This window comes from Thermogemmatispora aurantia, from assembly GCF_008974285.1.
In the GTDB taxonomy this organism is placed as follows: Bacteria; Chloroflexota; Ktedonobacteria; order Ktedonobacterales; family Ktedonobacteraceae; genus Thermogemmatispora; species Thermogemmatispora aurantia.
Genome location: NZ_BKZV01000001.1, coordinates 1644363 through 1666427, shown reverse-complemented (window position 1 = coordinate 1666427; position 22065 = coordinate 1644363). Strand labels below are relative to the sequence as shown.

Genomic DNA, 22065 nt, shown 5'->3' with positions numbered 1-22065 from the left:
CTGCTCGGCTGATGAGGAGTACACTACAGCAAGTAAAGAGCAACGGAACCGTATGGCTGCGAGACACAAACCCGGCCTGCCGGCCCTTCCACCTGTGCAGGCCGGTCCTATTCTACATGCCACACCGCTGGTAGAGCGCTGGTTTTGGCACTACTGGCAGCGCTTAGGGCTGCCCGAGAGCGAGTTAGTACTGTTGGCGCTGACCCAGGATCGTCGTGAGTATCAGCGCTGGACAGGCAAGCGGCTCAACTTCATGGTGCTCGGTTGCTATTGCTACGTGCAGCTTGGCGGGAAGGCCAGTTCTTCAGTAGCCGATCGAGCCAGTCGCAAGCCGGGCCAGCTGGAGAGTGGACGGACCAGCCCCATGCTGCCGCTGCCGGGTTTTGGAGAAAGGGCGTTGTCTCGCTCGGCCTTCGCTGCGGGCGAGGTGCCGCGCCACCGGCACTGCATTTTCATCGAGCCAGATATGCAGCCGCGCTCTATTGAGGTCACGGTCGCTCATGAGCTGATCCATCTTGCTGACCGGGTGCGCGGGACCCCACGGCGCCATCGCCATCATGGCTATGATTCCATTGCCGCTGATGAAGCCGCCATTACCGGCTATGATCTGGAAGAGCTACGGCAGCTACTCTATGAAGAGAGCGCCCGTCGCGAACAGCTGCGACGGGCGCGAGCGCCTCTACGTTATATCTACGTCTGTCCTAACTGTGGCAAGGAATACCCACGGGCACGTCGTTATAGCCGTCCTGTTTCCTGCAGCCTCTGCGACAAAACCTATAACCCGCGCTATAGGCTCTTGCTAGCACGTGAGCTGCTCTAAGCCCTCTGTGGAGCTGAGTTGAGTAAGTCGGACTAGAGAGCCGACGGCTCTCTACTTTGCGTAGCTATGCAAGCTCGGCACCAGGAAACTCACGCCGTAGTAAGTGAAGAGCGTGGCGGCAAAGCCAATGACCAGCAGCCAGCCGATGCGCTTGCCGCGCCAGCCGCGGATGCCGCGGGCGTGCAAATAAACGGCGTAGATCAGCCATGTGATCAGCGCTGATGTTTCCTTGGGGTCCCAGCTCCAGAAATGGCCCCAGGCGTAGTTTGCCCAGTAGGCCCCCAGAATCAGATTGAGCGCCAGCAAGGGGAAGCCAATGATCACCGCCTTGTACCCTAGCTCATCGGCAGCCTCCGCTGAAGGCAGCCAGGCGATACGCTGGCCGCTCCCGCCCTGGAGCAAGATGATCAGGCCGGTCCCGAAGGCCACGCTGAACAGGGCGTAGGCAAAGATGGCCATCGAAACATGCAGCGTCAGAATGGGCTGGTCCTGTAGAGCTGGAATCAGCTGAGCTGAACCAGTAATCAGGTTGTAGGTGGTGCCCACATAGATAGCGATGACCAGTGTCACCACCGAGAGCAGGCAGACATAGAGACCCCAGGCCCGCACACGCTCGTGAAAACGCGCCTCGAAAATCAGATAGCTGAGCAGCAGGGCCGCAGTAAAGCTGACACTGAACTCGAAGAGATTGCTCCAGGGAGCGTGCCTCGTGACAATCGTGCGCAGCACCTGCGAAAGGATCAGGGTCAGGGTCGCAAACCAGCCTACTGTTGTGCCAATGCGTCCGACGGCAACGAGGCTGCGGTTGAGCGGAATCGGCTTCTCCCCGTCGGGCTGTTCATTAAGAATGACCTCGCTGCGCACCAGGGTGGCAACTCCCCCTTCACCGCCTGCGGAGACAGCAGCGGCCTGTCTCGTTCCTTGCGCTAACTTGCCTTTGCTCCGTTGACGCTGCTCCTGGCTGGCGACCTGCCTGGCCAGGCGCGCGGTGCCGATGGTATACCAGAGGTAGGCCACCGTCATGACGCCGATCATACAGAGGCCAGTAGTAAACAGATACTTGGACAAGGTCGCCAGTCCCTGCAGGGCCGCCGTGTCGCTACTGGCCGTCACCATGAAAAGCTGCATCACTAACCTCATTGATCATGTCATATCAGGACTGCCAGGCTGATTCTATTCGTCTCGCTTTCCACTCCTTTCGCGCATCAGAGGCGCGGAAGAAGGAGAGATCAACGGAAGGTTTGGATCTGGTTATTAGAGATAGTAGCATAGCCAGGAAGGGGCGTCAAATGAAAGAAGATGGGGCTGAGCGAGGGAACCGTGTCCCGCTAGGCGTAGCCGGGGAAGAAAGACTGATGATGACCGGTCTGGACGCTGGAGAGGGAGCAGCTTCCTATGAAGACGTGCCCACGAGACGGTAGTCATGTTGTAGCTCTTGCAGCCAGGCAATGAGCGCGCGCGTCTGGTGAATACGGCTGCGCAGGACCACCCGATCGAAGAAGGCCAGGTCCTGAACGGGCGCGAGCTGCTCCTGACCCCCCTGCAATCCTTCGAGGTGATGCAAGAATTCCTGGCAGGCAGAGATCTGGCGCTCAATCAGGGCCGGCATCTCTGCGGGCAGGACATGCCGGATAAAGTAGAGTTTCAGTAAGAACAGGATGCGAATATCACGCGGGCGCTCGACCGGCTCCTTCAACCAATGTCGAAAGTAGTCTCTGCCGGCGGGAGTCAAGTGAAAGACCTTCCGTGGTGGACGCGAGCCTTGCGGCTCCAGCTGCGCTACAATGTAATTGAGCCGCTCCAGCTTCTTGAGGAACGCATACATCTGACTCATTTCCAGGTGGACAATCTGACCCAGGGTACCGCCCTGGAAATGCTGGAACATCTCGTAGCCATGCATGGGGCGCGCCTCCAGCAGCCCCAGAATGGCGTATTCGGCAGGCTCGCTGACGTGCATACACCGCTCCTCTCGTACAACAACCCGGCTCCTCGCAGGCGCGGTCTGTGCTCTCATTATAGTCTACTCATGGAGACGCAGCAAGCTATCTCCGTCGCGAAGAATGGCAGCTCACCCAACGGGATGAGCGATTGGAAGACAGGGCGGGACTGTTAAGCAGAGGGGAGCGCAGCCAGCCCCCGAGGAAGGACGACGTGAGGAAGAGCGCGCCCCTCTTCCGGACCTCATTCATATGAGGGAGTCTGAGCGAGGGTCTTCGCTGGGAGCAAGGGAACTCTGACCCTGGCTGCGGTGGGAGGCTTTCTTCCGAGGAAAGGAGCGCGGACCTGAGCGCCTGCCTCGGCCTCGCCAGCGGTGGCGGCCCAGGTGCCAGACTATCCACCCGATCGCGATTCCGGCCAGCAGCCAGCCGAGGACCCAGCCACTTCTCTGGAGTAGCCGACTCAGAAGAGCGTATTCGCTCGCCAACCAGTAGCCGAGGCCGCAATAGAGCAGACTCCACAGGCCGGCAGCCAGCAGCTCCCAGAGCAAGAAGCGCCAATAGCGCATGGCTAACAAGCCCGCGCTCAGGGCGGCCAGCGAGCGCATGTGGCCGACCAGATGGGAGAGGAGAATAGCCTTCCCACCATGATGCTGAAGCCAGCGCCGGGCCAGTCGCAGACGGGCGGCCAGTCGCCAGCGTCGATCAAGCCATGCGGGCAGATGGTGGAGCAGGGTTCTGGCGAGTAGCAGGCGTCCGATCAGATAATCGCAGTGGTAGCCGAGCACTGTGCCCAGCCAGACGCAGAGGAAAACACTCACGATATTGAGCTGACCGTCTCGTGCCAGGAAGGCCGCTAGCAGAGCCAGGGAGCCACCCGGCAGCAGCAAGCCCAGGAGGGCCGTATTCTCAGCGAAGGCGCCCAGCAGCGCCGCGATATAGCCATACTGCTCGTAGAGCTGCTCTAGTCGGACCAGTGCCTTATCGCTGAGAGCGTTCATCGGGCTTACTCCGCGGCAGGGCCTCATCCCGAGTTGGGCCGCTGGCCGACGGCTGGGCTTCTACGGGGGCCCTCGATGGCGAGGGGGAAGAGGAGGGGGAAAGTGAACGTTGCCGACGGGCGCGCAGGCGTAGCGCGATATCGACAGCCAGTACCAGGCCCAGACAGCAAGCATAGACCGCGTACTCGCTCCACCAGGCCTGCTTCAGGAATGGCCCCAGACGGAGATCTCCCAGGATCATATGGCCTGCCGTCCAGCCGAGCACCAGAGCAGCCACATCAAGGAGCCAGGGCAGGCGTCCGATCAGCTCAGCGACCAGAGCGCTCCCGAAAAGCAGAATAAGCAGGCTAAGCAGAATGCCTGCCACCAGCAAGAGCAGGTTGCCGTGAGCCAAAGCCCCAACGGCAATGACATTGTCCAGGCTCATCGTGGCATCGGCGATGATGATCGTCAGCAGTGCCTGCCACAGCGAGTGTCTGCCTTCCCGCGATATTGCCCTGGCCTGGGTGGAACTGTCAGAGCCAGCTGTCTGGGTACTCTCCGGGTGATGGAGGCGGTCCATCAGCAGGTGTATTGCGATGTAGAGCAGCAGCGCTCCTCCTAGCGCCTGCAGGAGCGGAAAGATCAGCAGCAGCGTCGCGACAATCGCAAAGAGGATGCGCAAGACTACTGCCCCGCCGCCTCCGATCAGAATAGCCAGCCAGCGCTCTCGACGCGGTAGCCGGGCCGCGGCAGCGCCGATGACCAAAGCGTTATCACCGCTGAGCACCAGATCGACCAGAACAATGCCACCGATAGCCCCAAGTAATTCCAGCACCGTCTCTCTATCCTCTTCTCCTGGCTAAAATTGTTCCTCGCAGGCTTGCCTCCCCTGGGCTGTTGTAGAGAAGCTAAGACCGACGCTGACTCAGCCAGAGTGGTCTCCGTCGCGAGATTCCTAGTGGAAGTACGAGGGACGCGCGCCATGAGTTGTCAGCAATCCTACTGACAGCGATGCTGAGGCATATGTTACCTGAAAGTAGTGACTCTCTTCCCTTGTAATTGAGGGTCTCAACTGGCATTTTTAGCAGGTCTATGGTATGCTCTCTAGTGCTAAGACAAGTGCAGGTAGATGTCAACCTATCGCTGCAGCAGAGCATGCAGTCACTCCTTGCATCCGAGCAAAATGCTGTGTTACAATAGGCACATCTTTGCATCGCAAGATGCGAACAAAAGTTCTAAGGGGCCTGTGCATGGCTAACGGGAGCAGCTACGGACGCAACAGCCGATCAGAAGATCAACCGGTCTTATTCGTTCCCCCGCGACGCCGGGCGACCCGCATCCTGCCCGCGGAGGGAGGAGGAGTGACGGAGCCGCCGCGTGTGCGGGGGAGAGCCTCGTCGATACCGGTGACCACCATTGAATTGCCGGAGAGTCGACCCTCGCCGGTGGGGCTATTTGGAGCACACGGGCACTGGCTGGGGCCATTTTTGCTGTGCCTGGGAGCCGTTGTCCTCGGCCTCCTGGTCATGTTGAGCGCCGCCATTTATGAACGGGGTGCGCATCTCGACCTGGTAACCGTGCCTGGCCAGGTCTATCCGGTGCAGATTGGTGGCTCGTTCGACGCCTTCAACACCTGGGAAACCAGCACTGGCCCGTTGCCGCCCAAGCAAAGCATCCCCTCTCATCCAGGACCCTACTCGGTCCTGGGGAAGCCCACAATCACTGCCGACTTTATTAATAAGGTCCTCGCCGCTTATCACTCGCCGGCGGCTGGCAAAGGGCAGGCGCTCTACGACTATGGCGTGCAGTATGGCATCGATCCGGTCTACGCGCTCGCCTTCTTTATGCATGAAAGTACCTTCGGCACCCAGGGAGTAGCGCGTGAAACGAAGTCGCTCGGCAACATTCGCTGCATTCCCACTCGCCCCTGTACCAGTCCCGACGGGCATGGCTTCGCCGTTATGTACAGCTGGGAAGATGGCTTCCTCCAGTGGTACAAGCTGATCCGCAATCTCTATGTGGCCCAGTGGGGACTGGTGACCATTGAGCAGATCATTCCGAAATATGCCCCCGCAGCCGATCACAACGACGAGCAAGCTTACATTCAGGCAGTTGAGCATGCCGTCGACACCTGGCGCGCTGGCAGCATCTATGTAACCTGAATGGAAGCCCGGCTCTGGGGTGACCAACTCGCTGACCCGGCTACGCTACTTCTCTCTGAGACCTGCCCTGTGCTGCGGATATGTATGGGTGCGGGCTGAGAAGTCTGCTCGGCCTGTTTCTTTTCCCTGTCCAGGGTAAGCGCCAGGGCTGAGCGCAGCTTATTTCCTCCCCAGCTTGGCCATCACAGCCCGAGTGAGCAGATGGATCTCCTCAACCCGCAGCACGAGAATGCAGGCGAAATAGACCGCGGCGGCCACCCCTCCGGCCACCACCACTGTCAGGAGGGCGCCCAGGGTCGTCGCCGGGGAAAAGAAGGGCAGATGTCTCAGGCTCATTTGCAGTACCCAGGCAATGGCGCCCATAACGGCAGCGGCCAGCAGGATCTTGCCCAAAGCTGGCAGGGTCTTGCGCAGGCGTAAAGAGCCGTGTTGTACTCGCCAGATCAAAAGCAAGATCAGGGCGTGCGAGGAATTTTGTACGGTATTGGCAAGGGCCAGGGCGGGCATGCCGATCGTACTGTAGCCTGGCAGCGCCACTGCCAGATAGCCCAGAATAGTGATGAAGCCCACGGCCACCGGCACGATGGTATTTTTGCGGGCGAAGAAAGCGGCCATCAGGAGCTGGTCGACAGCCACAAAGGGCAGCTGGTAGGCGTAGTTTTGCAGGGCTGTCGCCGCCAGGATAGTATCGTGCTGCGTATAACGCCCGTGGCGATAGATCAGGTCGCAGATCGGCTGACGCAGAATGATCAGCCCCAGGGCTGCCGGAATCATCACCAGCAGTCCCAGGCGGATACCGGCCATCAGCGTCTCTTTAAACTGCTCCTCCTCGCCAGCGTTGGCCTGGACCGAGAGCAGGGGCAGAATCGAGAAAGCCAGAGCCGAGGCCACCAGCCCAATAGGGAACTGCAGCAAACGGGTGGCATTCTGCAGAGCGGTAACATTGGCCGCGCCGTCGCCGGGCGTCAGCGAAGCCAGGTGCAGATCAAAGTTGGCCAGCAACACGTTGAGGACAAAGTAGCTGACAGCCACCGGGGCATAGAGCTTAAGAATGCGCGGAATGCCTGGATGGCGTAGTTGAAAGGTGAAGAGATAGCCCAGCTTCTGCCGCCGTATCCCTGGTAAAAGCAGGAGAATTTCGCCGACGGCCCCCACTAACACGCCGCAGGCGATACCGTACTGGCCAAAGTGTTGCTCGCCTACCAGCGCTCCAACAATGACGCCAATAATGATGCCGATGTGAAAAGCGGCGGTTGCAAAAGCTGGCCAGCCAAATTCACGGAGGGTATACAGGGCAGCTAGAAGGACCGAGAATGGCCCGAGGCCAACCAGGGAGAAAAAGATGATCTGCGAGTAATGCAGCGTCAAAGTTTTCTCTGCCCCTGTATAACCCTGCGCGATGAAATTAACAAAGAAGGGCGCGAGTAAGGCGTAGCCAGTGGCTATCAAGAGCATGAGAAGGGTGACAACATTCACCAGGGTAAAGACCAGCTGACGGAATTCCTGGCGTTTCTCGGGCGCGACATAGTCGCTAAAGGTTGGGATGAGGGCCTTATCGACCGAGCCGTTAATGACGAAATCATAGAAGGTTTGCATAGAGACGCTGGCGGCTAGAAACGGCCCGGCGACGCTCTTGCCCAGGGCCGCAATGACGATCTGGCGCACCATGCCCATGATGCTGCTGCCCAGGTTACCGAGCATGACCAGTGAGGCCCCGCGCGCAACCTGGCCGTGGGGGCTGGATGAGCCTGCCGGGGCAGAGGCGGATTCCGCCCTCGTCTCGCTCTTCTCCTCTATCTCGACTGGCAGCGGTAGCTCTCCTTCCACTGCTGTGGTCCCAACGGTGATCAGCGGCAGCGGACCAGAAGCGTGCTCCTGTGTTGATAATTCCTCCGCTGCCCCTTCTGCCTGAGCTGGATGATGTGCTTCGTAGTCTGCCATAGGTTGGATCGGTCCTATCTCCGTGCGATATGGGGCCTGCCTGGCTATCTGGTGGGCCACCATGCTCGCTACAACAAGACGATCGGCGTGGCTGGCGAGCGTCAGTGTGAACTGAGCGTTCCCCTGGCCCGCGCGCTTCCGTCCGGGAGAAGCCCATCTGTAGCAGGAGCAGACGAGCTGACCATCCAGCCAGGCGGCAAAAGAAAAGTCAGACCAACAGGCTGCGCAGAGATCATGGCAGGCGCTTGATAGCCATGATCAACTCTGTCGTCGAATGATGTGCCAGGTATGGGATCAGGCGGACGCTGCCGCCGTAGTTCTGGACTACCCGGGCCTCCGGCAGGCGGGTGAGATCGGGCGCGCTGTCCCTGGCCGAGGCCGAGAGCGGAGAGGCGGCGTAGTCGCCTCCTTTGACATAGACGGCCGGGCGGAGCAGGGCCACCAGATCGCAGGCCGTTGGCTCGCCGAAGATAGTCACATAGTCGACGCAGGCCAGGGCCGCCAGAATCTCGGCCCGCTCCTCCTGGGGGACCAGAGGGCGCCCCGGGCCTTTGAGGACCCGTGTGCTCTCATCGCTATTGAGCCCAACGATCAGAAAGTCGCCCAGGGCACGGGCCTCCTGAAGATAGCGCACATGGCCCAGGTGGAGCAGGTCGAAGCAACCATTAGTGAAAACCGCCCGTTCACCAGTCTCCTGTCGTTGGCGCACCAGGGCAGCCAGCTGCTCGCGCTCCATTATCTTGGCGCGTGTTGCCAGAGGTGAGCCGGAGCAGCCCGTTAACGGAGCCGGTCCGGCGGGGCGGACATTGCCGCCCTGAGTTGTCTGCCTGGATTCTCCTCCATTACTCATGCAGCGCATCCATCAATTCTTCGGGCGTATTGCTGGCGCAGCCGAGGCGGCGTACTACCAGCGCAGCAGCTACATTCGACAGGAAAGCTGCCTCGGCCATCGTCGCGCCGGCGGTCAGGGCCAGTGTGAAAGTTGCGGCCACTGTATCGCCAGCTCCATTGGTGTCGACCACCTCGCTGCTATGGCGGTTCAGGCGGTAGATCGGCAGATGCAGCGGCTCCCTGCCGATCTCGAAGAGGCTCATTCCCTCGCTCCCGCGTGTGATCAGCACGCCGCGGGCCTGGCTGCCCTCCAGCAGGCGCCGCCCGGCCTCGTTCAGCTCCTCCTCGTTATGGATCGTCATCCCCAGCGTCGCCTCTGCCTCTGGCTGATTAGGAGTCAGCGCTGTGACGCCCTGGAAGCGGAAGAGTGAGCCATGCGAATCCACGACGATGATTTTGCCCAGCTCACGTGCCAGTGGCAGGCAGGCAGCAATGATATCGGGGCTGATGACGCCGTTCTCGTAATCGGCGACCATGACCGCGTCCATCAAAGGGAGCATGCGCTGAATATAGGCGATAATCTGGCTCTTGCAGGGTTCAGCGACCTCCGATGTGTCGACGCGATCCAGGCGCACGATATGCTGGCGCACTACCTGCGGGCTGCCGGCCAGGATGCGGGTCTTCGTCGAAGTCGGGCGGCGCGGGTCGGTAAAGAGGCCCTCCTGGTGAATGCCCCAATCGCGAATGGCCTGGCGCAGGCGGGCACCGGGGGCATCATCGCCAACCACGCCGGCCAGAAAGACCTCTGCGCCCAGCGCGCGTGCGTTAACGGCCACATTGGTAGCGCCACCTGGAATCGTGCGTTCTTCGCTCAGCTCAAGGATCAGGACCGGAGCCTCGCGTGCAATGCGCGTCGGACGCCCGATCAAATACTCATCGGCGACCATATCGCCGATGACCAGCACGCGCTTGCCGGCGAAGGCTGAAATAAGAGTGTGCAGGCGTTCAAGCCTGCTGGCGCCAAGCTCTTCCTGCATCATGCCTCTGAGTGCCTTCCTCGTCCCTTGAAGATTACCACCAGTGCAAAGCGGGGCAATGCCAGCATCCGGCGCCAGCGCCACGGCTCGTGATAGAGGCGATAGAGCCATTCCAGGCCCAGGCGCTGCCAGGAGCGGGGAGCCCGCTTCTTGCGGCCTGAAAGGAAATCGAAGGCGCCGCCAACTCCCATTGCCACGGCCACCGGCAGGCGTGACAGGTTGCGCCAGATCCACAGCTCCTGAGCTGGCGCGCCGTAGGCCACACAGAGCAGGTCGGCCTGGGCGGCGACCAGACGCTGCAGGATTGCCTCCTCTTCGGCGGGATCGGGCGAACCGGCGTAGGTGCCGGCGATCTGCAAGCTGGGGAAGCGCGCGCAGAGGCGAGCGGCAGTGGCCTCGGCCACACCGGGTGCAGCGCCAAGTAAATAAAGGCGATAGCCGTGAGCGGCGCAGCGCTCCGCCAGGGCCGGAATCAGATCGGTGCCTGTGATGCGTTCAGGGGCGGGCTGGCCCAGATAGCGCGTCGCCCAGACCACGCCGATGCCGTCGGGCACATTCAGCGCCGCCTCATTGATAGCCTGGCGAAAGGCCGGGTTGCGGCGCGCCTCCATAACAAACTCAGGGTTGACTGTCACAACCTGACAGCAGGGCAGACGATTACCACTGGCGCGTCGGCGGCGAATCTGCTCCTCGATAAAGGTGAGCGCTTCCTCCTGCGTAACGCGATCGATGCGCACGCCGAGCACAGAGACAGAACGAGGGCTTCCCCGACTCTGGCTGGGCGTGCTCTCCACTTGCTCTACTGACATAGTGCCTATCGTAACTACTCAGTCCGGTCAGGCGAGCCTGGCAGGGGTGGGCATCACCATCACCAGCTCATAATCTCGGTCCTGGCGTCGGTCACGATCACATCGGGGCGTGTCTCTTCAATGAAGCGCCAGACATGATCAAGGACCTCTTCGGCGTGCTGGCTGCTGGTGCTCACGTAAGACAGCCCCAGGTAGGCGATCTGCCAGCGGTCATGCCCATCTACCTCGGCAATCGCTACCTCGAACTGGTTGCGCACGCGCGCCATAATCGATTTCAGAACCTGCCGTTTCGCTTTCAGCGAGTGGCACGACGGCAGATGCAATGTGATTTGACAGACTCCCACGACCATGAGGCTAGTATAGCACAGTTGGTCGGCTCTCGTGACCTGCTTGTCTGCACTTCACGTACTTCCAGGTCCCGGACCAGCCTGGCCAGTTCCCCGGCAAGCTCTCTGACCGCTGGGACCAGTTTACTCGCTTGCCGCTCGATTACTTGCCACGGCTTCCTCGTTCATCCATTTGTTGGCCTGCGCCAACGGATGGCCTGGAGGCCATTCCTGCGGCGGGGCGTAACGAGCGCACAGAGTAGCGCTGGCTAGGTGGCGCAGGGGCTGGCTCCGCCGTGCCAGCTGCCAGCCAGTCGCTGAGGAGCTTGCTGGCAGCTGGCGGGCGGGATGGGACACTCTCGACGCCCTTCATTATGTCTGATAGTCTATTGTAGCATATTGGCTTGTGGAGCGGGCTGGTTTGGTATTGAGGGATGATTGTGAAGACTATTGTGGTTGGGAGACTACTGTTTGGTACGATTTGGTACCTTGAGGTGGGTCTTGACATTTTTGGGGTTGTTATGGTACCCTTCCTTGTGGAAATTGTTGTTGGTCGTTATGTGGTGAGGTGAGGAAGGAGCTTAGGAGGTGTTTCTGTGGAGGTCCAGAGGTATCAGGATCTTTTGGGTTGGACTGATGCCGATCTTATAAGGAGGGCTGAGGTGACCTATGATACCTTGAGAAAGGTGAAAAGCGGTTTGCCGGTTCGTCGTTTTGTTGCAGTTAAGGTGTGGAGGGCAATTAATCGGGCCTTGCAGGAGCAGGGTTATGATCCTGTTTCTCTAGAGGGTCTGAGGATTGCTATCTCTGGCAGGTGAGTGTGGTGGAGCGCCCAAGTTGGGGCCTTGAGCGCTCCGGTTACTCGCTGATTGCTCGTTGTGTACTGACAAGTATGTGACTTGGCCGGTCAGAGCTTGTCAGCACGCGTGAAGTTGACAGCGAGGTTCATGGGTAATTATGCCATTTGGGCCTGGGGCTGTCAAGCGCAGCGATCAGCGAGCTGTGAGTGATGTCTGTTGATCGTTGGTTGGCAGCCCTGGGCCTTGTTGTCTTTTGGTGGTCTGGGTCTGGGGCTGTGGTCATGCAAAGGAGGTATGTGATGGAGATGCCTGTTGAGCTGCATCGGGATTGGTCGGGAACGGTCTATGTGCTTGGGGTGGCTGAGCAGTGTCAGCGGTTGGTCCTGGTCCGCTTTGGAGAGGGGTGGTGTGAGCTGGTCGAGGCGGTGCCTGGGACTGATCGCTATCCGCCGGGGCGTTGTACGCGGATAGAGCTGTCGGAGGAGCAGCTTGAGCGGTTGTGGCAGTGCTGGCAGCGTTGGCGTGAGGAGCGGGAGCATGGTGGGCAGGTAGGGCAAGAGGGTGAGTTTGATGATGATCAGCCCTTCTGAGGGGGAGTGATGATGTCGTCTGAGAAGCGGCGTGGGTTGTGGCCTGGGGTAGCTGCGGTTGTGGGGGATGCGGCGTTGTGGTGCTTGCCTTGTGCTGATGAGCGCTATGGGGGTGAGGTGGTGGAGGCTCTGGTGAGGGGAGAGGAGTGTGAGGGGCTGGTGGATGACGAGGGGAACCCGTTAGGGGTGGTGTTGGTGGGTTCTGAGGATTTGCATGGGCAGTACTGTGATTGTTGTTGGGAGCCGTTGTGTGATGAGGAGTGTGTGTGTTATCGGAAAGGTGATGCCGATGGAGATGTGTCCTGAGCAGCAGCAGGTGTATCGGCGAGTGGCACGGGTGTTGACCTGGGGACGGTTTCAGCGGTGGGTGAGACAGCAGTCTCTGGAGGGAAAGCGGGTGGTTGCTTGGTCGTGTTCGGGGTGGGCGTGTCCGCTGTCGCGGTTTTTGGCGGAGGAGGTAGGAAGACCGGTCTATGTGGGGCGGACACGTGTGTTTCTGTCGGAGCCAGTGGAGGAGGTTGAGGAGGAGCTGGAAAGGGTGGAGGAAGAGGGGCAGGAAGAGGAAGGGGTGGAGCTGCCTGAATGGGCGAGGAAGGTCGTGGCCTGGGCGGATCGGTTGGGGCAGGGGCGAGAGCTGCGTTTAGCGGATGTGCAGATGATCGTAGGAGAGGTCAAGCGAGAGTTAGCGGCTCGGAGGTGGTAGCGATGTCGACCGCAGGGTTTGTCTGGGGAATAGTGCTCATTTTTGTAGGAATGGTGGTGGCGATGCTGGTGGCACCGGTGACGGTGGTATTGATGGGAGCAGTGGCAGTGGCAGGGGTCTGGTTTGTGGTGGGGCTGGTGATGCTTCGTCGTGGGATGAGGTCAGGGGAGTGCTTCGTGTGTCCATCGTCCTCGGAAGAGGAGGCTGTGGGTGAGCGAGCTGGGGATCGAATGTTCCTGTCGTGAGGGTGAGGGGTGTGTAGAGGGGGTAGCATTGTGGGAGCAGGTGGAGGCGTCTTATCGTGCGCTGCACGCGGTGTTGCTGGTGGGGGAGTATGCGGAGCGGGAACGGGCCTGGCGTGCGTATCAGGCGGCGTTGTGTGCATATGAGCAGCATTTGCGGGAGGGAAACGATGGAGCTGACTCAGTTTGAGGGAGTGCTTCAGCAGTGCGCGGCTGAGGAATGGTGGCCGGAGGAGATGGGTGCGGAAGTCATGATGTTGGCCATCTGGGGCTTGCAGGAGGTGATGGTGATGACAGGGGATTTGGTCGAAGGGATGTGGGTGGTTGATTGGATTGGGTTCGCGGCGCGGGCAGAGCGGTTGGCGCAGTTGTGTCAGCGTTGTGGGCGAGGACGGTGGGCAGAGCGGTTGCAGCGGTTGTCTCGGGAGGCGCTGGAGCAGTATGGCAAGTTGCTGGAGGAGTTTGGGCAGATGGAGCGGCGTGCTCGGCAGCGGTCTCGGGGGGAGTCCAATTGAGTGATGAGCCGGTTGGCAGAGGGGAAGTGTTCCTCTCTGCTGACCTGGCTGAAAGGCGTGGTGAGAGGGATGTTTCTCTCAAAAGAGCATGCGGCGCGGTTCTGGGAGGTATGGCAGCGGTTGGAGAGGCGTTCGGAGCAGGAGGATGGTTGTCTGCTGTATGTGCTGACGGCCTTCTTGGATGTGTGGCGGGAGGCGCAAGCGGTGGGGGTTGATCAGGGGCAGGTGTTGGATTGGAGGCCGGTAGTGCAGATGATTTCGGGGGCTTCGCATGGGCGGCGTGTGTTGCTCAACTGGGCGCTGGGGTTGGCAGCGGTGGCTGAGGACGAGATGGACCCGGTGGTGTTGATGATCCTGGATGAGGAACATTTTTGTGTCGCTGTAGAGGCTCTGTTGATCCGTCGATACGGGCTACGGGTGTTGATGCCTAGAGAGGGAGGTGTGCGATGAGTGAGCAGGAGAAGCGATTGGAAAGGCTCTTTGAGCAGATGCTTGATCGGTTGGTTGCTACGGGGCGTTGGGAGCTGCTGGCCAGGATGGCTGTGGCGCTTCCGTTTCTTGTTCCGGCCTGGTCGTGGATTGATTTGCCTGTGATGCGGGGCGGGTCGAGGCGAGTTCCTGTGGAGAATTTGGCGGGGAGTGCAGCTTGTATGCATGAGTTGCTGATGATTTTCGAGGAGCTGGGAGAGCAAGAGTTGTATCGGGATTACGAGCGTTGGGTGTTGGCGATGCAGCGAGAGGAGGCGAAGCAGGTGGAGTGTCTGGTGGCAGTGATGGAGGGGAAGAAAGAGGCTGAGGCCCTGTTACAGGAGCGCTATCGGGCGATGGTATTGGGAAGCGAATAGCTTGAAAGGAGGATGTGATGCGGGAATGGCTTCCAGTGCAGGGGCTGGTTCATGAGGGGAAGTGGATTGGTCAGGGGGATGAGCGGCGCTGGCGTTGTGAGCGGTGTGGGTATGAGTGGCAGTGGCGTCCACCGGCCTGGCGGCAGTGTCCAGGGGTTCCTCGCTATCGGGATGGGGAGTTTCCGCCTGGGCTGGTGACGGTCTCACAGTTGCGGCGGAAGGGATTGGAGCCGCGGGATCGGCTCCGACCTGTGGGGTGTTATTGGTGTGGTCGTGGGACCCGGTATGTGCCTTTGTATGACGAGCGGGATGCGGTGCGTCTGTCGCGTGTTCGTCGGAAGGAGGGAAGGTCATGATTTTGACTGGGCGAGTGGAGTCGGCGCAGGTAGGGATGTTTGGCGATAGCATCGATCTGGTGGTGGTGGATCGGGAGGTATTGACGCCTCGGGGAGAGCGGCCTCAGTATCATGTCAAGCTGATTGGGGGCTGGCCTGGGTTGGAGGAGCTGCGAGCGTTGCAGCGGGAGGTGAAGGCGGGTCGGAAGTCGCAGGAGGAGCTGTTGCAGATGGCGCAGCGGTTGCAGGTGCCGGAACAGGACCAGCTGATGAGTCTGGTGGTGGTGGATAAGCGGGCCAAGGGGTTCTTGCAGTTGGTGGCGATGGTGACGCGATGAGAGAGGAGGGGACAGATGCGGTGGTTTGATCGGTTGGTGGGTGAGTTGCTGCATGGGTTGTTGCGGCTGGTGGCGTTGGTCTTCTCGGCGGCCTCGGCGGCCTCGATTTACTGGTTGTTTTCCGGTCTGGCGGATGGCTGGGTAGCGATGCTGGAGGCCGGGGCGGTCACCGCGGCTTTTGCGCTGACGGGGTTCTTGGTGATGCGGGCGATTGCCCTGCGGGTGCTTTCTAAGCGGCGGCTTGGGATGTTGCTCGGGATTGCCCTGGTCTATGAGTGGGTGGAGGTGGTGGCCAATGTGTTGCATGCCCTGGTCTCGTTGCCGCGGTTCGGTTGGCTGGGTGGGCTGGTAGGTCGCTGGCCGTTGATCTGGTTGATCGTGGTGGTGACGTTGTCGATTTTGCCGGTGACGACGTTGGTGCTGGCGGCGTTGGATGCCGATCTGATGCGAGAACGTGGGGAGGGACGGACGGTTGTGGGAATGGGGCCGGTGCCGTTGTCGCCGTCGTCTCCGGTGCGACCGGTGTCTCCATCGCCGGGGCCTGTCTCGTCGGTGGGAGCTGGAGGGAATGCTGGTGGAGGGTTGCCGGTCCCGTTGAATGGGTTGCAACGGTATTGGGAGAGTCGGCGAGCAGGTGGCGCGGGGAACTAGGAAGGGAATGGGCTGCCCTGGGCGGGTGGAGTCGGCTGCCCGGGGTGGCCCCGCGCCCTTTTTTCCGCGCCCGCTCCATCTCCACAAGGAAGAGCCAGCCAGGCGCCGGGGTCAAGGCTGCGCGTGGCGCACTTGTCTTGGCCTTGACGCCGGCGGGGGAGGAGAGCGGGAGTGGTGGGGCCTGGCTGGCGGACGCTGGACCGTTGAGCGGGCGCGGAACAGGGGCGGTCTGGGTGGTGGTGGCGTCTTCCAAGAGGGGCCGCTGCGCGCGTGTGGCTGCCTGGCAGACAGCGGGCCGACCCGTCGGGCGCAGACGACCCGGGGGCCTGCGCGTGCGCGGGTTGGCGTGCGCAGTGGCCCTGCCGCTTGGTGTGGGGGAGGGTTGGCGGCGAGCAGCCGCGCGTCAGCGCGGCGTGCGCGCGCGTAGCGCGCGACTCGCTCTCTTTCACTTGATCTCTAGAGGCGTAAGTCACACAAGTGGGTTCGGTGAGGGAGAGCGCGATGGGTGTCTGTGAGGAGGGAGTGTTGACCTGGGTGCGGCACGTGCTGCCGAGAAGGGAGGAGGACCGATGACACCGGGTGAGTTGGTGCAATGGTTGGAGCAAGCTGGTCTTGGGGCATATAAGCAGGTGATGGGTCGGTGCTGTGAGCAGTGGGCAGAGCTGGGGGGAGAGGTGACGCAGTTGCTGCATCGGGCGGTCTATGGGAGGTTGCGCTATGGGGCGATGCTGTTGGTGGATCTGCTGATTTTGTTGGGAGGGCCTGCGGCGTATCGGGTGGCGGTAGGAGGGCGAGAGGTGGTGCTCTATGATTGGGGAGGGTTTCGTCTGGCGATGCAGAGTTTGCGGCTGGAGGCGACGGTACAGCGTAAGAGAGTGGTTGAGGGGGTCTGTGTGATGTTAGAGGCGTGGGCGGAGAGCCGAATGGAGATGCAAGAGGATCTGCTTCGGGGGTTGTGATAGAGAGGAGGAAGCTTGATGGTGTTGGTGCTTGATCCGATCTGGGTGGAAGTTCTGCGTTGGGGAGCGGTGGTGTTGGTGGCAGGTGGGTTGATGTGGAGTTACAGCGGGGTGCGTGCTCAGGGGTGCCGGTATGCGCTTGTAGGGGTGCTCTTGGGAATGCTGATTGGGTGGTTGCTGTTGTGGGCGGCTGGTTTGGTGTGAGAGAAGGAGTGTGAGCGCGATGGCACAGCGGTATGTGGTGGGTCTCCGGTTACGGCCTGGCTGGGGAGAGATGGAGGTATGGAGAGAGGAGGAGGCAGAGACGCCGGAGGAGGCAGTGAGACAGGTGTTGCGTCGAGTGGGAGTGGCTCGGTGTTGTGAGGCAGTGGTGTATTGGGGAGGTGGATGGATGCGCTGGTTTGTTGAGGGGTTGGCAGTGGAGTCGGGTGATGCGGAGAGGTGAGCGGTATTCGAGCTGGCGGCGGCCCTTCCGCTTGCAGCTGTCGGCGGTGGCAGCGCAGGGTTTTTGTGGGCCAGCGGATCGGGGTCGGTGTCAGTGTGAGGGGTGTGGACGCTTTGAGTGGTGTAATGGGGCGCGGTTCTGCCGAGAGCACTGGTTAGAGGTGTATGGGCAGGAGCAGTTGCCGGATCGGTTAGGGATGTGGAGGAGACAGGAGTGAAGCAATGGGGAGAGTGAGTGGAAGGAGCCTGGGGGGAGAGCAGTCAGAGGCTGTTCTCCCCCCATTGGAGGAAAGCGTGGAGGAGCGGTTAGCGGATGGAACGGCGGGTTGGTTTGTCTGTTCGTCGCGTTGGGCGCTGCGGCATCAGTGGATCGATCGGGAAACGGGGGAGGTCAGGCCGGTGCGCTGCGGGCGCTGGGATTGCCGGCATTGTGGGCCGCGGAAGGTGGTGACCTGGGGACGCTTGATCGAGGCAGTGCAGCCTGAGCTGTTTGTGACACTGACGAAGGCGGGCCGGACGCTGCTGGAGGCATCGCGGGCACTGACGACGTTTCTGCAGGCGTTGCGTCGGGGATCGAAGCGGGCAGGGAGGCCAGCGTATGCGGTGGAGTACCTGGCGGTGCCAGAGTGGCATAAGAATGGGTGGCTGCATTGGCATGTGTTGGTGAAGGGAGTGGACTTCTTGCCGCATGAGGTGCTCTCGGAGCTGTGGCGCTCGGCGACGCGGGGGAAGCGGCAGGGAGCAGAAGCAGAGGAGAGAGAAGCATATGTGGTCTATGTGGAGCGGGTGCGATCGACGCGGGTGGTTTCGTATGTGACCAAGTACCTGCTGAAGGTGGCAGGTTGCTGGCAGCGGCGGGTGAGGCGGGTGCGCTACTCGCGGCGGTTCTTTGGGGAAGCAGGTCGGCAGGTGCTGTTGCGCTGGTTGATGGGGCAGGAGGCAGAGCAGGAGCAGGGGCAGGAAGGTGGGCAGGAGGTGGTGAAGGAACAAGAGGAGGATGGTGGGCAGGAGGGCCAGCGGTCTGGGGGAAGTCGATGGCTGTTGTGGGAGCAGGTGCCTGGGAGAGCGCTGGTCAGGTCGACGAGCTATGGGCTGCTGCTGCGAGAGCGGTTGCGCAGGCAGGTGGAGCGGTTCCGGCGAGGGGAGCTGCGGCTATCCAGGCGAGTGCTGTCGATCTGGGAGCGCTGGCGGGTTGAGGAAGAGGGGTCATGAGCTGGGGAAGGTGGTGCACTGATGCGATTTTCTGATGCAGTTGAGCAGTTTCTGTTAGATCTGGAGGCCCTGGGGCGGTCGGAGAGTTTGTTGGGGCAGTGTCGCTTGGTGTTGGGGCAGTTGGAGCGCTGGCTGTATGGGCAGGGGATAGAGGAGCTTGAGGAGGTAGACTTATTGCATTTGAGGAAGTTTGTACAGTTTTTGCGAGGGGCCTCAGCGGAGGAGCGTGGGGTTGAGAAGCGCGGTACTGGGCGGTTGGTGGTTTCGTCGGTGGCGTTGTATGTTCGGCTGGTGAAGCGGTTTTTTCGGTGGTGTTATCAGGAGGAGTTGTTGGAGGAGGACCCTGCTGGTCGGTTGCGTCAACCGCGAGTGGAGAAGAAGGTGAAGCCAACGTTGAGGCCAGAGCAGGTAGAGGCGTTGTTAGGAGTGTGTGATGTGTCGACTCGGGATGGGTTGCGAGATTATGCGATCGTGGCGGTGTTGTTGGATACGGGGATCAGGGTATCGGAGCTGGTGGGCTTGAGGTTGGTGGACCTGGATCTGAAGCATCGGTGTCTGAAGGTGAGGAAGGCGAAGGGGAAGAAAGAGCGGGTAGTTGGGTTGTATCCGTTGGTGGCAAAGGTGTTGTGGCGGTATCTCCATATGTCGAGGCCAAAGTATGGGGTGGCTAGAGTTGATGAGCATGTGTTTCTTGGTGCTCGTGGGCCGTTGAAGGCGCAGGGGGTTCGGGCGATACTGTGGCAGTTGGTAAGGAGGGCTGGTTTGGAGGAGAGTGTCAAGCGCGGGGAGTGTCCTCGGGTGACGCCGCATGTGTTTCGTCATACCTTCTCGAAGCGGTACTTGTTGCGAGGTGGAGATCTCTTCAAGCTGTCGAGGATGTTGGGTCATAGCTCGGTGCAGGTGACGTCTGAGGTGTACCTTTCTGATTTTCAGTCTGAGGATGCGCTTGGGGATCATGATGAGTATTCTCCATCTGGGGAGATACGGTTTCCCTGGGGAGGTCGGAGGAAGAAGCCTCGTTCTTGAGGGGCAGTAGTGATGCTGGGAGTGTTAGGAGTTGTGATGATTATTGTGTGGGGAGAAAGGTAGTGTGTTGAGTTGGTGGAGAAGAGTGGGTGTGCTGAGCTGGCTTTTTTGGCTGGATGGTTTTGGCTTTTTTGGTGAGCTGGGCTGGATTGACTCTATTATGTCTGATAGAATGCATAAAGGCAACCATACAGGCCACTTTTCTTCCGCCACAAGCATGAAGGAGAAGGCAAGATGACAGAAGTTGGTACGCGGAGCGAAGAACAGCCCGTGCTCCCAATGCGGGGAGTGCCACAACCTCGTCGAGAAGAGGTCCTCAATCTACCACGTGTGCATATATCTCGTCACCCTGTAGTGGCGCATAAGATGACAGCCTTGCGCGACAGGCGCACGCCGCCGACCGAATTCTATCGCCTGGTGAAGGAGATCGGGGCCTTGCTGGCCTATGAGGCCACGGCCCACCTCTCGCTAGAGTCGGTCGAGGTGGAGACGCCGCTGCAGAAAACCGTTGGCCAGCGTCTGGCCGGCGGCATCGGCATTACGCCGATTCTCCGCGCTGGCCTGGGGCTGGCGGAGGGGTTTCGCGAGGTCATCCCAGATGCCCAGGTCTGGCATCTGGGTCTGCGGCGCGATGAGCGGACGCTCCAGGCCCAGGAGTACTATAATCGGCTTCCCAGTACTGTCAACCTGCAAGTCTGCTACGCCGTCGATCCAATGCTGGCGACTGGAGGCTCCGCGATCGATGCCATTTCGATCCTGAAGCAGCGGCATATTCCACGCATCTGCTATGTGGGCATTATTGCCGCCCCCTATGGATTGCTGCGGCTCTCGCGGATGCATCCAGATATCGACATCTACATTGCTGCTCTTGATGAGAGCCTGAACGATTACGGCTTTATTCTGCCGGGCCTGGGCGATGCCGGCGACCGGCAGTTTGGAACCTTCTGAGGAGGACAACGAAGGGTGCGATGTCGGATGTAAACCATGACCCGGAACAGCTCCATTCGGAGGCAGCTCAGGAGTCAGACGGGCATGACCAGACAGACGGGGAGGCCGCTGTCTCTGAAGCGGCTCCCCAGGCCAGTGCCGGGGAGACAGTGGCCAGCCAGCCCGCGCCAGTAGAGGCAGCCATGCCAGAGTGGGAAACAAACGGTGGTCCACTGGGCTGCTGTCTGGGTGTGACTGTCGGCCTCTTACTGAGCCTCTGCCTGCCTGTGGCCGTGCGCCTCGCTGGCTCGCCGCTCTCCGATTTCTTCAACGGTGCTCTCCTGCGGGTGATGATGGCTCTGGCCGCAGTGGTAGCTGCCATCATCTGCGGCTACTTTGGCTGGAAGATCGGGCGCCGCCTCTATCGCGAGTATGAGCTGAGTCCCCGCCAGCGGCGCCGTCTGGAAGAGCTGGAGCGCAAATACGCGCAACGTCAGCGACGACACCCCTGAGCGAGCGGCAGCAGTGGCAAGGCTGGGTGAATCTGATCCGTTCTCCAGTTTCCAGAGCAGCGAAGATCGCGAAACTGTAGGAAAATAGGGGCTTTGATTTTTTGCCTTTTGGTCTCCTGATACGTCATATAAGATAGAGAGGGCCAAGATGCTACTGACAGACATCTATAAGCGATTCTACAGTGCTTGAGGGAGAGCTTCCCCTATGCGGATCGTTATCTTTTGCGATATGGAAGGGGTAGCCTGCATTGAGAACTGGGAGCAGGTTACGGCAGGTCGCCCGCTCTATGAAGAGGCGCGCAAGCTCTATACTGACGAGATGAATGCGGCGGTGCGCGGAGCGCGCGCTGCCGGAGCCACAGAAATCATAGTGGTAGACTGTCACGGGGCCGGCGGAGCTTATAACTTCAAAAGTTTTCTCCCGGAGCGTCTGGAGTCTGGTGCTCAATATGTTCTGGGCCACCCCTGGGCACGCTACGTCGAAGCCTTCGAACGCGGCTGTGACGCCGTTCTCTTCGTCGGCGCTCATGCGATGGCCGGCACGCCCGATGGCGTGCTCTGCCATACCGTTTCTTCCGAGGCCTGGTACAATGCCTGGATCAATGAAGTGCGCGTTGGCGAGAGCGGCATCCTTGCTGCCATCGCTGGCTGCTGGGATGTACCTGCTGTCTTTGTCTCCGGTGACGCGGCTACCTGTCGCGAGGTGACGGCCCTTCTCGGCCCACAGGTGGTCACTGCTGAGGTCAAGCGTGGACTGAGCTGCTTCTCCGCCGTTCATATGGCGCCACGCGATGCCTGTTCACTGATCGAGATGGGCGTGGCTCGAGCGCTGAGCACGCGCAACTGGCCCAAGCCCTACAAACCGACCAGCAGGCCGGTCACTTTCAAGGTCGAGTTGGCCGAGCCGGGACGGGCGGGTGACTTCAAGGGCCGCCAGGGAGTGGAAATTGTTGGGCCACGGACGGTCGTTTCAACAGCCGCAACCTTCTGGCAGGCCTGGGACCAGTTTTGGTATCACCACGCTTAACTGAGGAGCGCGCCGGTCCGGTTCGACTTGCTCGAAGCGGCCCCGCTCCGGCTCTCCCAGAGCAGCCTGGGGTGGGAGCTCAGGCTCTGTCGC

28 protein-coding genes are annotated in these 22065 nt (G+C 60.6%); 19 read left to right on the top strand and 9 right to left on the bottom strand.

Features of this window, described 5'->3' with window-relative positions:
- Positions 1–52: 52 nt before the first annotated feature.
- Complete coding sequence (locus KTAU_RS06510; RefSeq protein ID WP_151727555.1) at positions 53–820, top strand: hypothetical protein; 768 nt, start codon at positions 53–55, stop codon at positions 818–820.
- 51 nt (positions 821–871) lie between these two features.
- Here KTAU_RS06510 and ccsB read toward each other — a convergent pair whose 3' ends face one another.
- From ccsB to KTAU_RS06490, 4 genes are all read right to left on the bottom strand, one after another.
- Positions 872–1948 carry a c-type cytochrome biogenesis protein CcsB gene (gene ccsB / locus KTAU_RS06505; protein ID WP_170293100.1) on the bottom strand — a complete coding sequence of 359 codons (1077 nt, stop codon included), beginning with the start codon at positions 1946–1948 and terminating at the stop codon, positions 872–874.
- Between the two features lie 265 nt (positions 1949–2213).
- The gene (locus tag KTAU_RS06500) at positions 2214–2777 is read right to left on the bottom strand and encodes a PadR family transcriptional regulator (RefSeq protein ID WP_170293099.1); all 564 of its coding nucleotides are present in this window, start codon (positions 2775–2777) and stop codon (positions 2214–2216) included.
- A 228-nt stretch (positions 2778–3005) separates the two neighbouring features.
- Positions 3006–3758: a DedA family protein gene (locus tag KTAU_RS06495; RefSeq protein ID WP_170293098.1), complete on the bottom strand. Its 753-nt coding sequence runs from the start codon at positions 3756–3758 to the stop codon at positions 3006–3008.
- Positions 3739–4575 (bottom strand): YjbE family putative metal transport protein, encoded by an 837-nt coding sequence (locus KTAU_RS06490; RefSeq protein ID WP_151727551.1) that lies wholly within the window; start codon positions 4573–4575, stop codon positions 3739–3741. The genes KTAU_RS06495 and KTAU_RS06490 overlap by 20 nt, the downstream gene beginning before the upstream one ends.
- 415 nt (positions 4576–4990) lie before the next feature.
- On the opposite strand from KTAU_RS06490, the gene KTAU_RS06485 reads away from it, so the two are divergent.
- Positions 4991–5902 (top strand): glucosaminidase domain-containing protein, encoded by a 912-nt coding sequence (locus KTAU_RS06485; RefSeq protein WP_170293097.1) that lies wholly within the window; start codon positions 4991–4993, stop codon positions 5900–5902.
- Between the two features lie 159 nt (positions 5903–6061).
- Here KTAU_RS06485 and murJ read toward each other — a convergent pair whose 3' ends face one another.
- From murJ to KTAU_RS06460, 5 genes are all read right to left on the bottom strand, one after another.
- A complete protein-coding gene (gene murJ, locus KTAU_RS06480; RefSeq protein ID WP_170293096.1) occupies positions 6062–7843 on the bottom strand; it encodes a murein biosynthesis integral membrane protein MurJ in 1782 nt (593 codons plus the stop codon).
- 232 nt (positions 7844–8075) lie between these two features.
- Positions 8076–8693 (bottom strand): adenylyltransferase/cytidyltransferase family protein, encoded by a 618-nt coding sequence (locus KTAU_RS06475; protein ID WP_228026334.1) that lies wholly within the window; start codon positions 8691–8693, stop codon positions 8076–8078.
- Complete coding sequence (locus tag KTAU_RS06470) at positions 8686–9714, bottom strand: bifunctional heptose 7-phosphate kinase/heptose 1-phosphate adenyltransferase (RefSeq protein WP_170293095.1); 1029 nt, start codon at positions 9712–9714, stop codon at positions 8686–8688. Before KTAU_RS06470 ends, KTAU_RS06475 begins: the two co-directional genes overlap by 8 nt.
- A complete protein-coding gene (locus tag KTAU_RS06465) occupies positions 9711–10520 on the bottom strand; it encodes a WecB/TagA/CpsF family glycosyltransferase (protein WP_151727547.1) in 810 nt (269 codons plus the stop codon). The genes KTAU_RS06470 and KTAU_RS06465 overlap by 4 nt, the downstream gene beginning before the upstream one ends.
- 59 nt (positions 10521–10579) lie before the next feature.
- Positions 10580–10870: a DUF503 domain-containing protein gene (locus tag KTAU_RS06460; protein WP_069804186.1), complete on the bottom strand. Its 291-nt coding sequence runs from the start codon at positions 10868–10870 to the stop codon at positions 10580–10582.
- 638 nt (positions 10871–11508) lie between these two features.
- Here KTAU_RS06460 and KTAU_RS21500 point away from each other — a divergent pair.
- From KTAU_RS21500 to KTAU_RS06375, 17 genes are all read left to right on the top strand, one after another.
- A complete protein-coding gene (locus KTAU_RS21500; RefSeq protein ID WP_170293094.1) occupies positions 11509–11664 on the top strand; it encodes a hypothetical protein in 156 nt (51 codons plus the stop codon).
- Between the two features lie 281 nt (positions 11665–11945).
- Entirely contained in the window at positions 11946–12236 is a 291-nt protein-coding gene (locus KTAU_RS06455; RefSeq protein WP_151727546.1) for a hypothetical protein, read from the top strand.
- A 9-nt stretch (positions 12237–12245) separates the two neighbouring features.
- Positions 12246–12542 (top strand): hypothetical protein, encoded by a 297-nt coding sequence (locus KTAU_RS06450; protein WP_151727545.1) that lies wholly within the window; start codon positions 12246–12248, stop codon positions 12540–12542.
- A 184-nt stretch (positions 12543–12726) separates the two neighbouring features.
- Positions 12727–12939 carry a hypothetical protein gene (locus KTAU_RS06445; RefSeq protein WP_151727544.1) on the top strand — a complete coding sequence of 71 codons (213 nt, stop codon included), beginning with the start codon at positions 12727–12729 and terminating at the stop codon, positions 12937–12939.
- A 2-nt stretch (positions 12940–12941) separates the two neighbouring features.
- Complete coding sequence (locus tag KTAU_RS06440) at positions 12942–13184, top strand: hypothetical protein (protein WP_151727543.1); 243 nt, start codon at positions 12942–12944, stop codon at positions 13182–13184.
- Positions 13185–13351: 167 nt separating this feature from the next.
- Positions 13352–13696 (top strand): hypothetical protein, encoded by a 345-nt coding sequence (locus KTAU_RS06435; RefSeq protein WP_151727542.1) that lies wholly within the window; start codon positions 13352–13354, stop codon positions 13694–13696.
- A 69-nt stretch (positions 13697–13765) separates the two neighbouring features.
- Positions 13766–14146 (top strand): hypothetical protein, encoded by a 381-nt coding sequence (locus KTAU_RS06430; protein ID WP_151727541.1) that lies wholly within the window; start codon positions 13766–13768, stop codon positions 14144–14146.
- 200 nt (positions 14147–14346) lie between these two features.
- Positions 14347–14541, top strand: a complete 195-nt coding sequence (locus KTAU_RS21495; RefSeq protein WP_170293093.1) for a hypothetical protein — start codon at positions 14347–14349, stop codon at positions 14539–14541.
- 352 nt (positions 14542–14893) lie between these two features.
- Positions 14894–15214 carry a hypothetical protein gene (locus KTAU_RS06420; RefSeq protein ID WP_151727539.1) on the top strand — a complete coding sequence of 107 codons (321 nt, stop codon included), beginning with the start codon at positions 14894–14896 and terminating at the stop codon, positions 15212–15214.
- A gap of 15 nt (positions 15215–15229) precedes the next feature.
- Complete coding sequence (locus tag KTAU_RS06415) at positions 15230–15865, top strand: hypothetical protein (protein WP_151727538.1); 636 nt, start codon at positions 15230–15232, stop codon at positions 15863–15865.
- Positions 15866–16434: 569 nt separating this feature from the next.
- A complete protein-coding gene (locus KTAU_RS06410; protein WP_151727537.1) occupies positions 16435–16824 on the top strand; it encodes a hypothetical protein in 390 nt (129 codons plus the stop codon).
- 18 nt (positions 16825–16842) lie between these two features.
- Positions 16843–17028, top strand: coding sequence for a hypothetical protein (locus KTAU_RS06405; protein WP_151727536.1), 186 nt, complete (start codon positions 16843–16845; stop codon positions 17026–17028).
- 462 nt (positions 17029–17490) lie between these two features.
- Entirely contained in the window at positions 17491–18480 is a 990-nt protein-coding gene (locus KTAU_RS06395) for a rolling circle replication-associated protein (protein WP_151727534.1), read from the top strand.
- 21 nt (positions 18481–18501) lie between these two features.
- Complete coding sequence (locus KTAU_RS06390; protein ID WP_151727533.1) at positions 18502–19506, top strand: tyrosine-type recombinase/integrase; 1005 nt, start codon at positions 18502–18504, stop codon at positions 19504–19506.
- A 279-nt stretch (positions 19507–19785) separates the two neighbouring features.
- Positions 19786–20454 (top strand): uracil phosphoribosyltransferase, encoded by a 669-nt coding sequence (gene upp, locus KTAU_RS06385; RefSeq protein WP_151727686.1) that lies wholly within the window; start codon positions 19786–19788, stop codon positions 20452–20454.
- A gap of 20 nt (positions 20455–20474) precedes the next feature.
- The gene (locus tag KTAU_RS06380) at positions 20475–20945 is read left to right on the top strand and encodes a hypothetical protein (RefSeq protein WP_151727532.1); all 471 of its coding nucleotides are present in this window, start codon (positions 20475–20477) and stop codon (positions 20943–20945) included.
- Between the two features lie 205 nt (positions 20946–21150).
- Positions 21151–21972 carry a M55 family metallopeptidase gene (locus KTAU_RS06375; RefSeq protein ID WP_151727531.1) on the top strand — a complete coding sequence of 274 codons (822 nt, stop codon included), beginning with the start codon at positions 21151–21153 and terminating at the stop codon, positions 21970–21972.
- The last annotated feature ends 93 nt before the right edge of the window (positions 21973–22065 follow it).

Coding starts and splice junctions, on each gene's coding strand:
- KTAU_RS06510 (WP_151727555.1), top strand. CDS start 53: ATGGCTGCGAGACACAAACCCGGCCTGCCGGCCCTTCCACCTGTGCAG.
- ccsB (WP_170293100.1), bottom strand. CDS start 1,948: ATGCAGCTTTTCATGGTGACGGCCAGTAGCGACACGGCGGCCCTGCAG.
- KTAU_RS06500 (WP_170293099.1), bottom strand. CDS start 2,777: ATGCACGTCAGCGAGCCTGCCGAATACGCCATTCTGGGGCTGCTGGAG.
- KTAU_RS06495 (WP_170293098.1), bottom strand. CDS start 3,758: ATGAACGCTCTCAGCGATAAGGCACTGGTCCGACTAGAGCAGCTCTAC.
- KTAU_RS06485 (WP_170293097.1), top strand. CDS start 4,991: ATGGCTAACGGGAGCAGCTACGGACGCAACAGCCGATCAGAAGATCAA.
- murJ (WP_170293096.1), bottom strand. CDS start 7,843: ATGGCAGACTACGAAGCACATCATCCAGCTCAGGCAGAAGGGGCAGCG.
- KTAU_RS06475 (WP_228026334.1), bottom strand. CDS start 8,693: ATGAGTAATGGAGGAGAATCCAGGCAGACAACTCAGGGCGGCAATGTC.
- KTAU_RS06470 (WP_170293095.1), bottom strand. CDS start 9,714: ATGATGCAGGAAGAGCTTGGCGCCAGCAGGCTTGAACGCCTGCACACT.
- KTAU_RS06465 (WP_151727547.1), bottom strand. CDS start 10,520: ATGTCAGTAGAGCAAGTGGAGAGCACGCCCAGCCAGAGTCGGGGAAGC.
- KTAU_RS06460 (WP_069804186.1), bottom strand. CDS start 10,870: ATGGTCGTGGGAGTCTGTCAAATCACATTGCATCTGCCGTCGTGCCAC.
- KTAU_RS06455 (WP_151727546.1), top strand. CDS start 11,946: ATGGAGATGCCTGTTGAGCTGCATCGGGATTGGTCGGGAACGGTCTAT.
- KTAU_RS06450 (WP_151727545.1), top strand. CDS start 12,246: ATGATGTCGTCTGAGAAGCGGCGTGGGTTGTGGCCTGGGGTAGCTGCG.
- KTAU_RS06440 (WP_151727543.1), top strand. CDS start 12,942: ATGTCGACCGCAGGGTTTGTCTGGGGAATAGTGCTCATTTTTGTAGGA.
- KTAU_RS06435 (WP_151727542.1), top strand. CDS start 13,352: ATGGAGCTGACTCAGTTTGAGGGAGTGCTTCAGCAGTGCGCGGCTGAG.
- KTAU_RS06430 (WP_151727541.1), top strand. CDS start 13,766: ATGTTTCTCTCAAAAGAGCATGCGGCGCGGTTCTGGGAGGTATGGCAG.
- KTAU_RS21495 (WP_170293093.1), top strand. CDS start 14,347: ATGCATGAGTTGCTGATGATTTTCGAGGAGCTGGGAGAGCAAGAGTTG.
- KTAU_RS06420 (WP_151727539.1), top strand. CDS start 14,894: ATGATTTTGACTGGGCGAGTGGAGTCGGCGCAGGTAGGGATGTTTGGC.
- KTAU_RS06415 (WP_151727538.1), top strand. CDS start 15,230: ATGCGGTGGTTTGATCGGTTGGTGGGTGAGTTGCTGCATGGGTTGTTG.
- KTAU_RS06410 (WP_151727537.1), top strand. CDS start 16,435: ATGACACCGGGTGAGTTGGTGCAATGGTTGGAGCAAGCTGGTCTTGGG.
- KTAU_RS06405 (WP_151727536.1), top strand. CDS start 16,843: ATGGTGTTGGTGCTTGATCCGATCTGGGTGGAAGTTCTGCGTTGGGGA.
- KTAU_RS06395 (WP_151727534.1), top strand. CDS start 17,491: ATGGGGAGAGTGAGTGGAAGGAGCCTGGGGGGAGAGCAGTCAGAGGCT.
- KTAU_RS06390 (WP_151727533.1), top strand. CDS start 18,502: ATGCGATTTTCTGATGCAGTTGAGCAGTTTCTGTTAGATCTGGAGGCC.
- upp (WP_151727686.1), top strand. CDS start 19,786: ATGCGGGGAGTGCCACAACCTCGTCGAGAAGAGGTCCTCAATCTACCA.
- KTAU_RS06380 (WP_151727532.1), top strand. CDS start 20,475: ATGTCGGATGTAAACCATGACCCGGAACAGCTCCATTCGGAGGCAGCT.
- KTAU_RS06375 (WP_151727531.1), top strand. CDS start 21,151: ATGCGGATCGTTATCTTTTGCGATATGGAAGGGGTAGCCTGCATTGAG.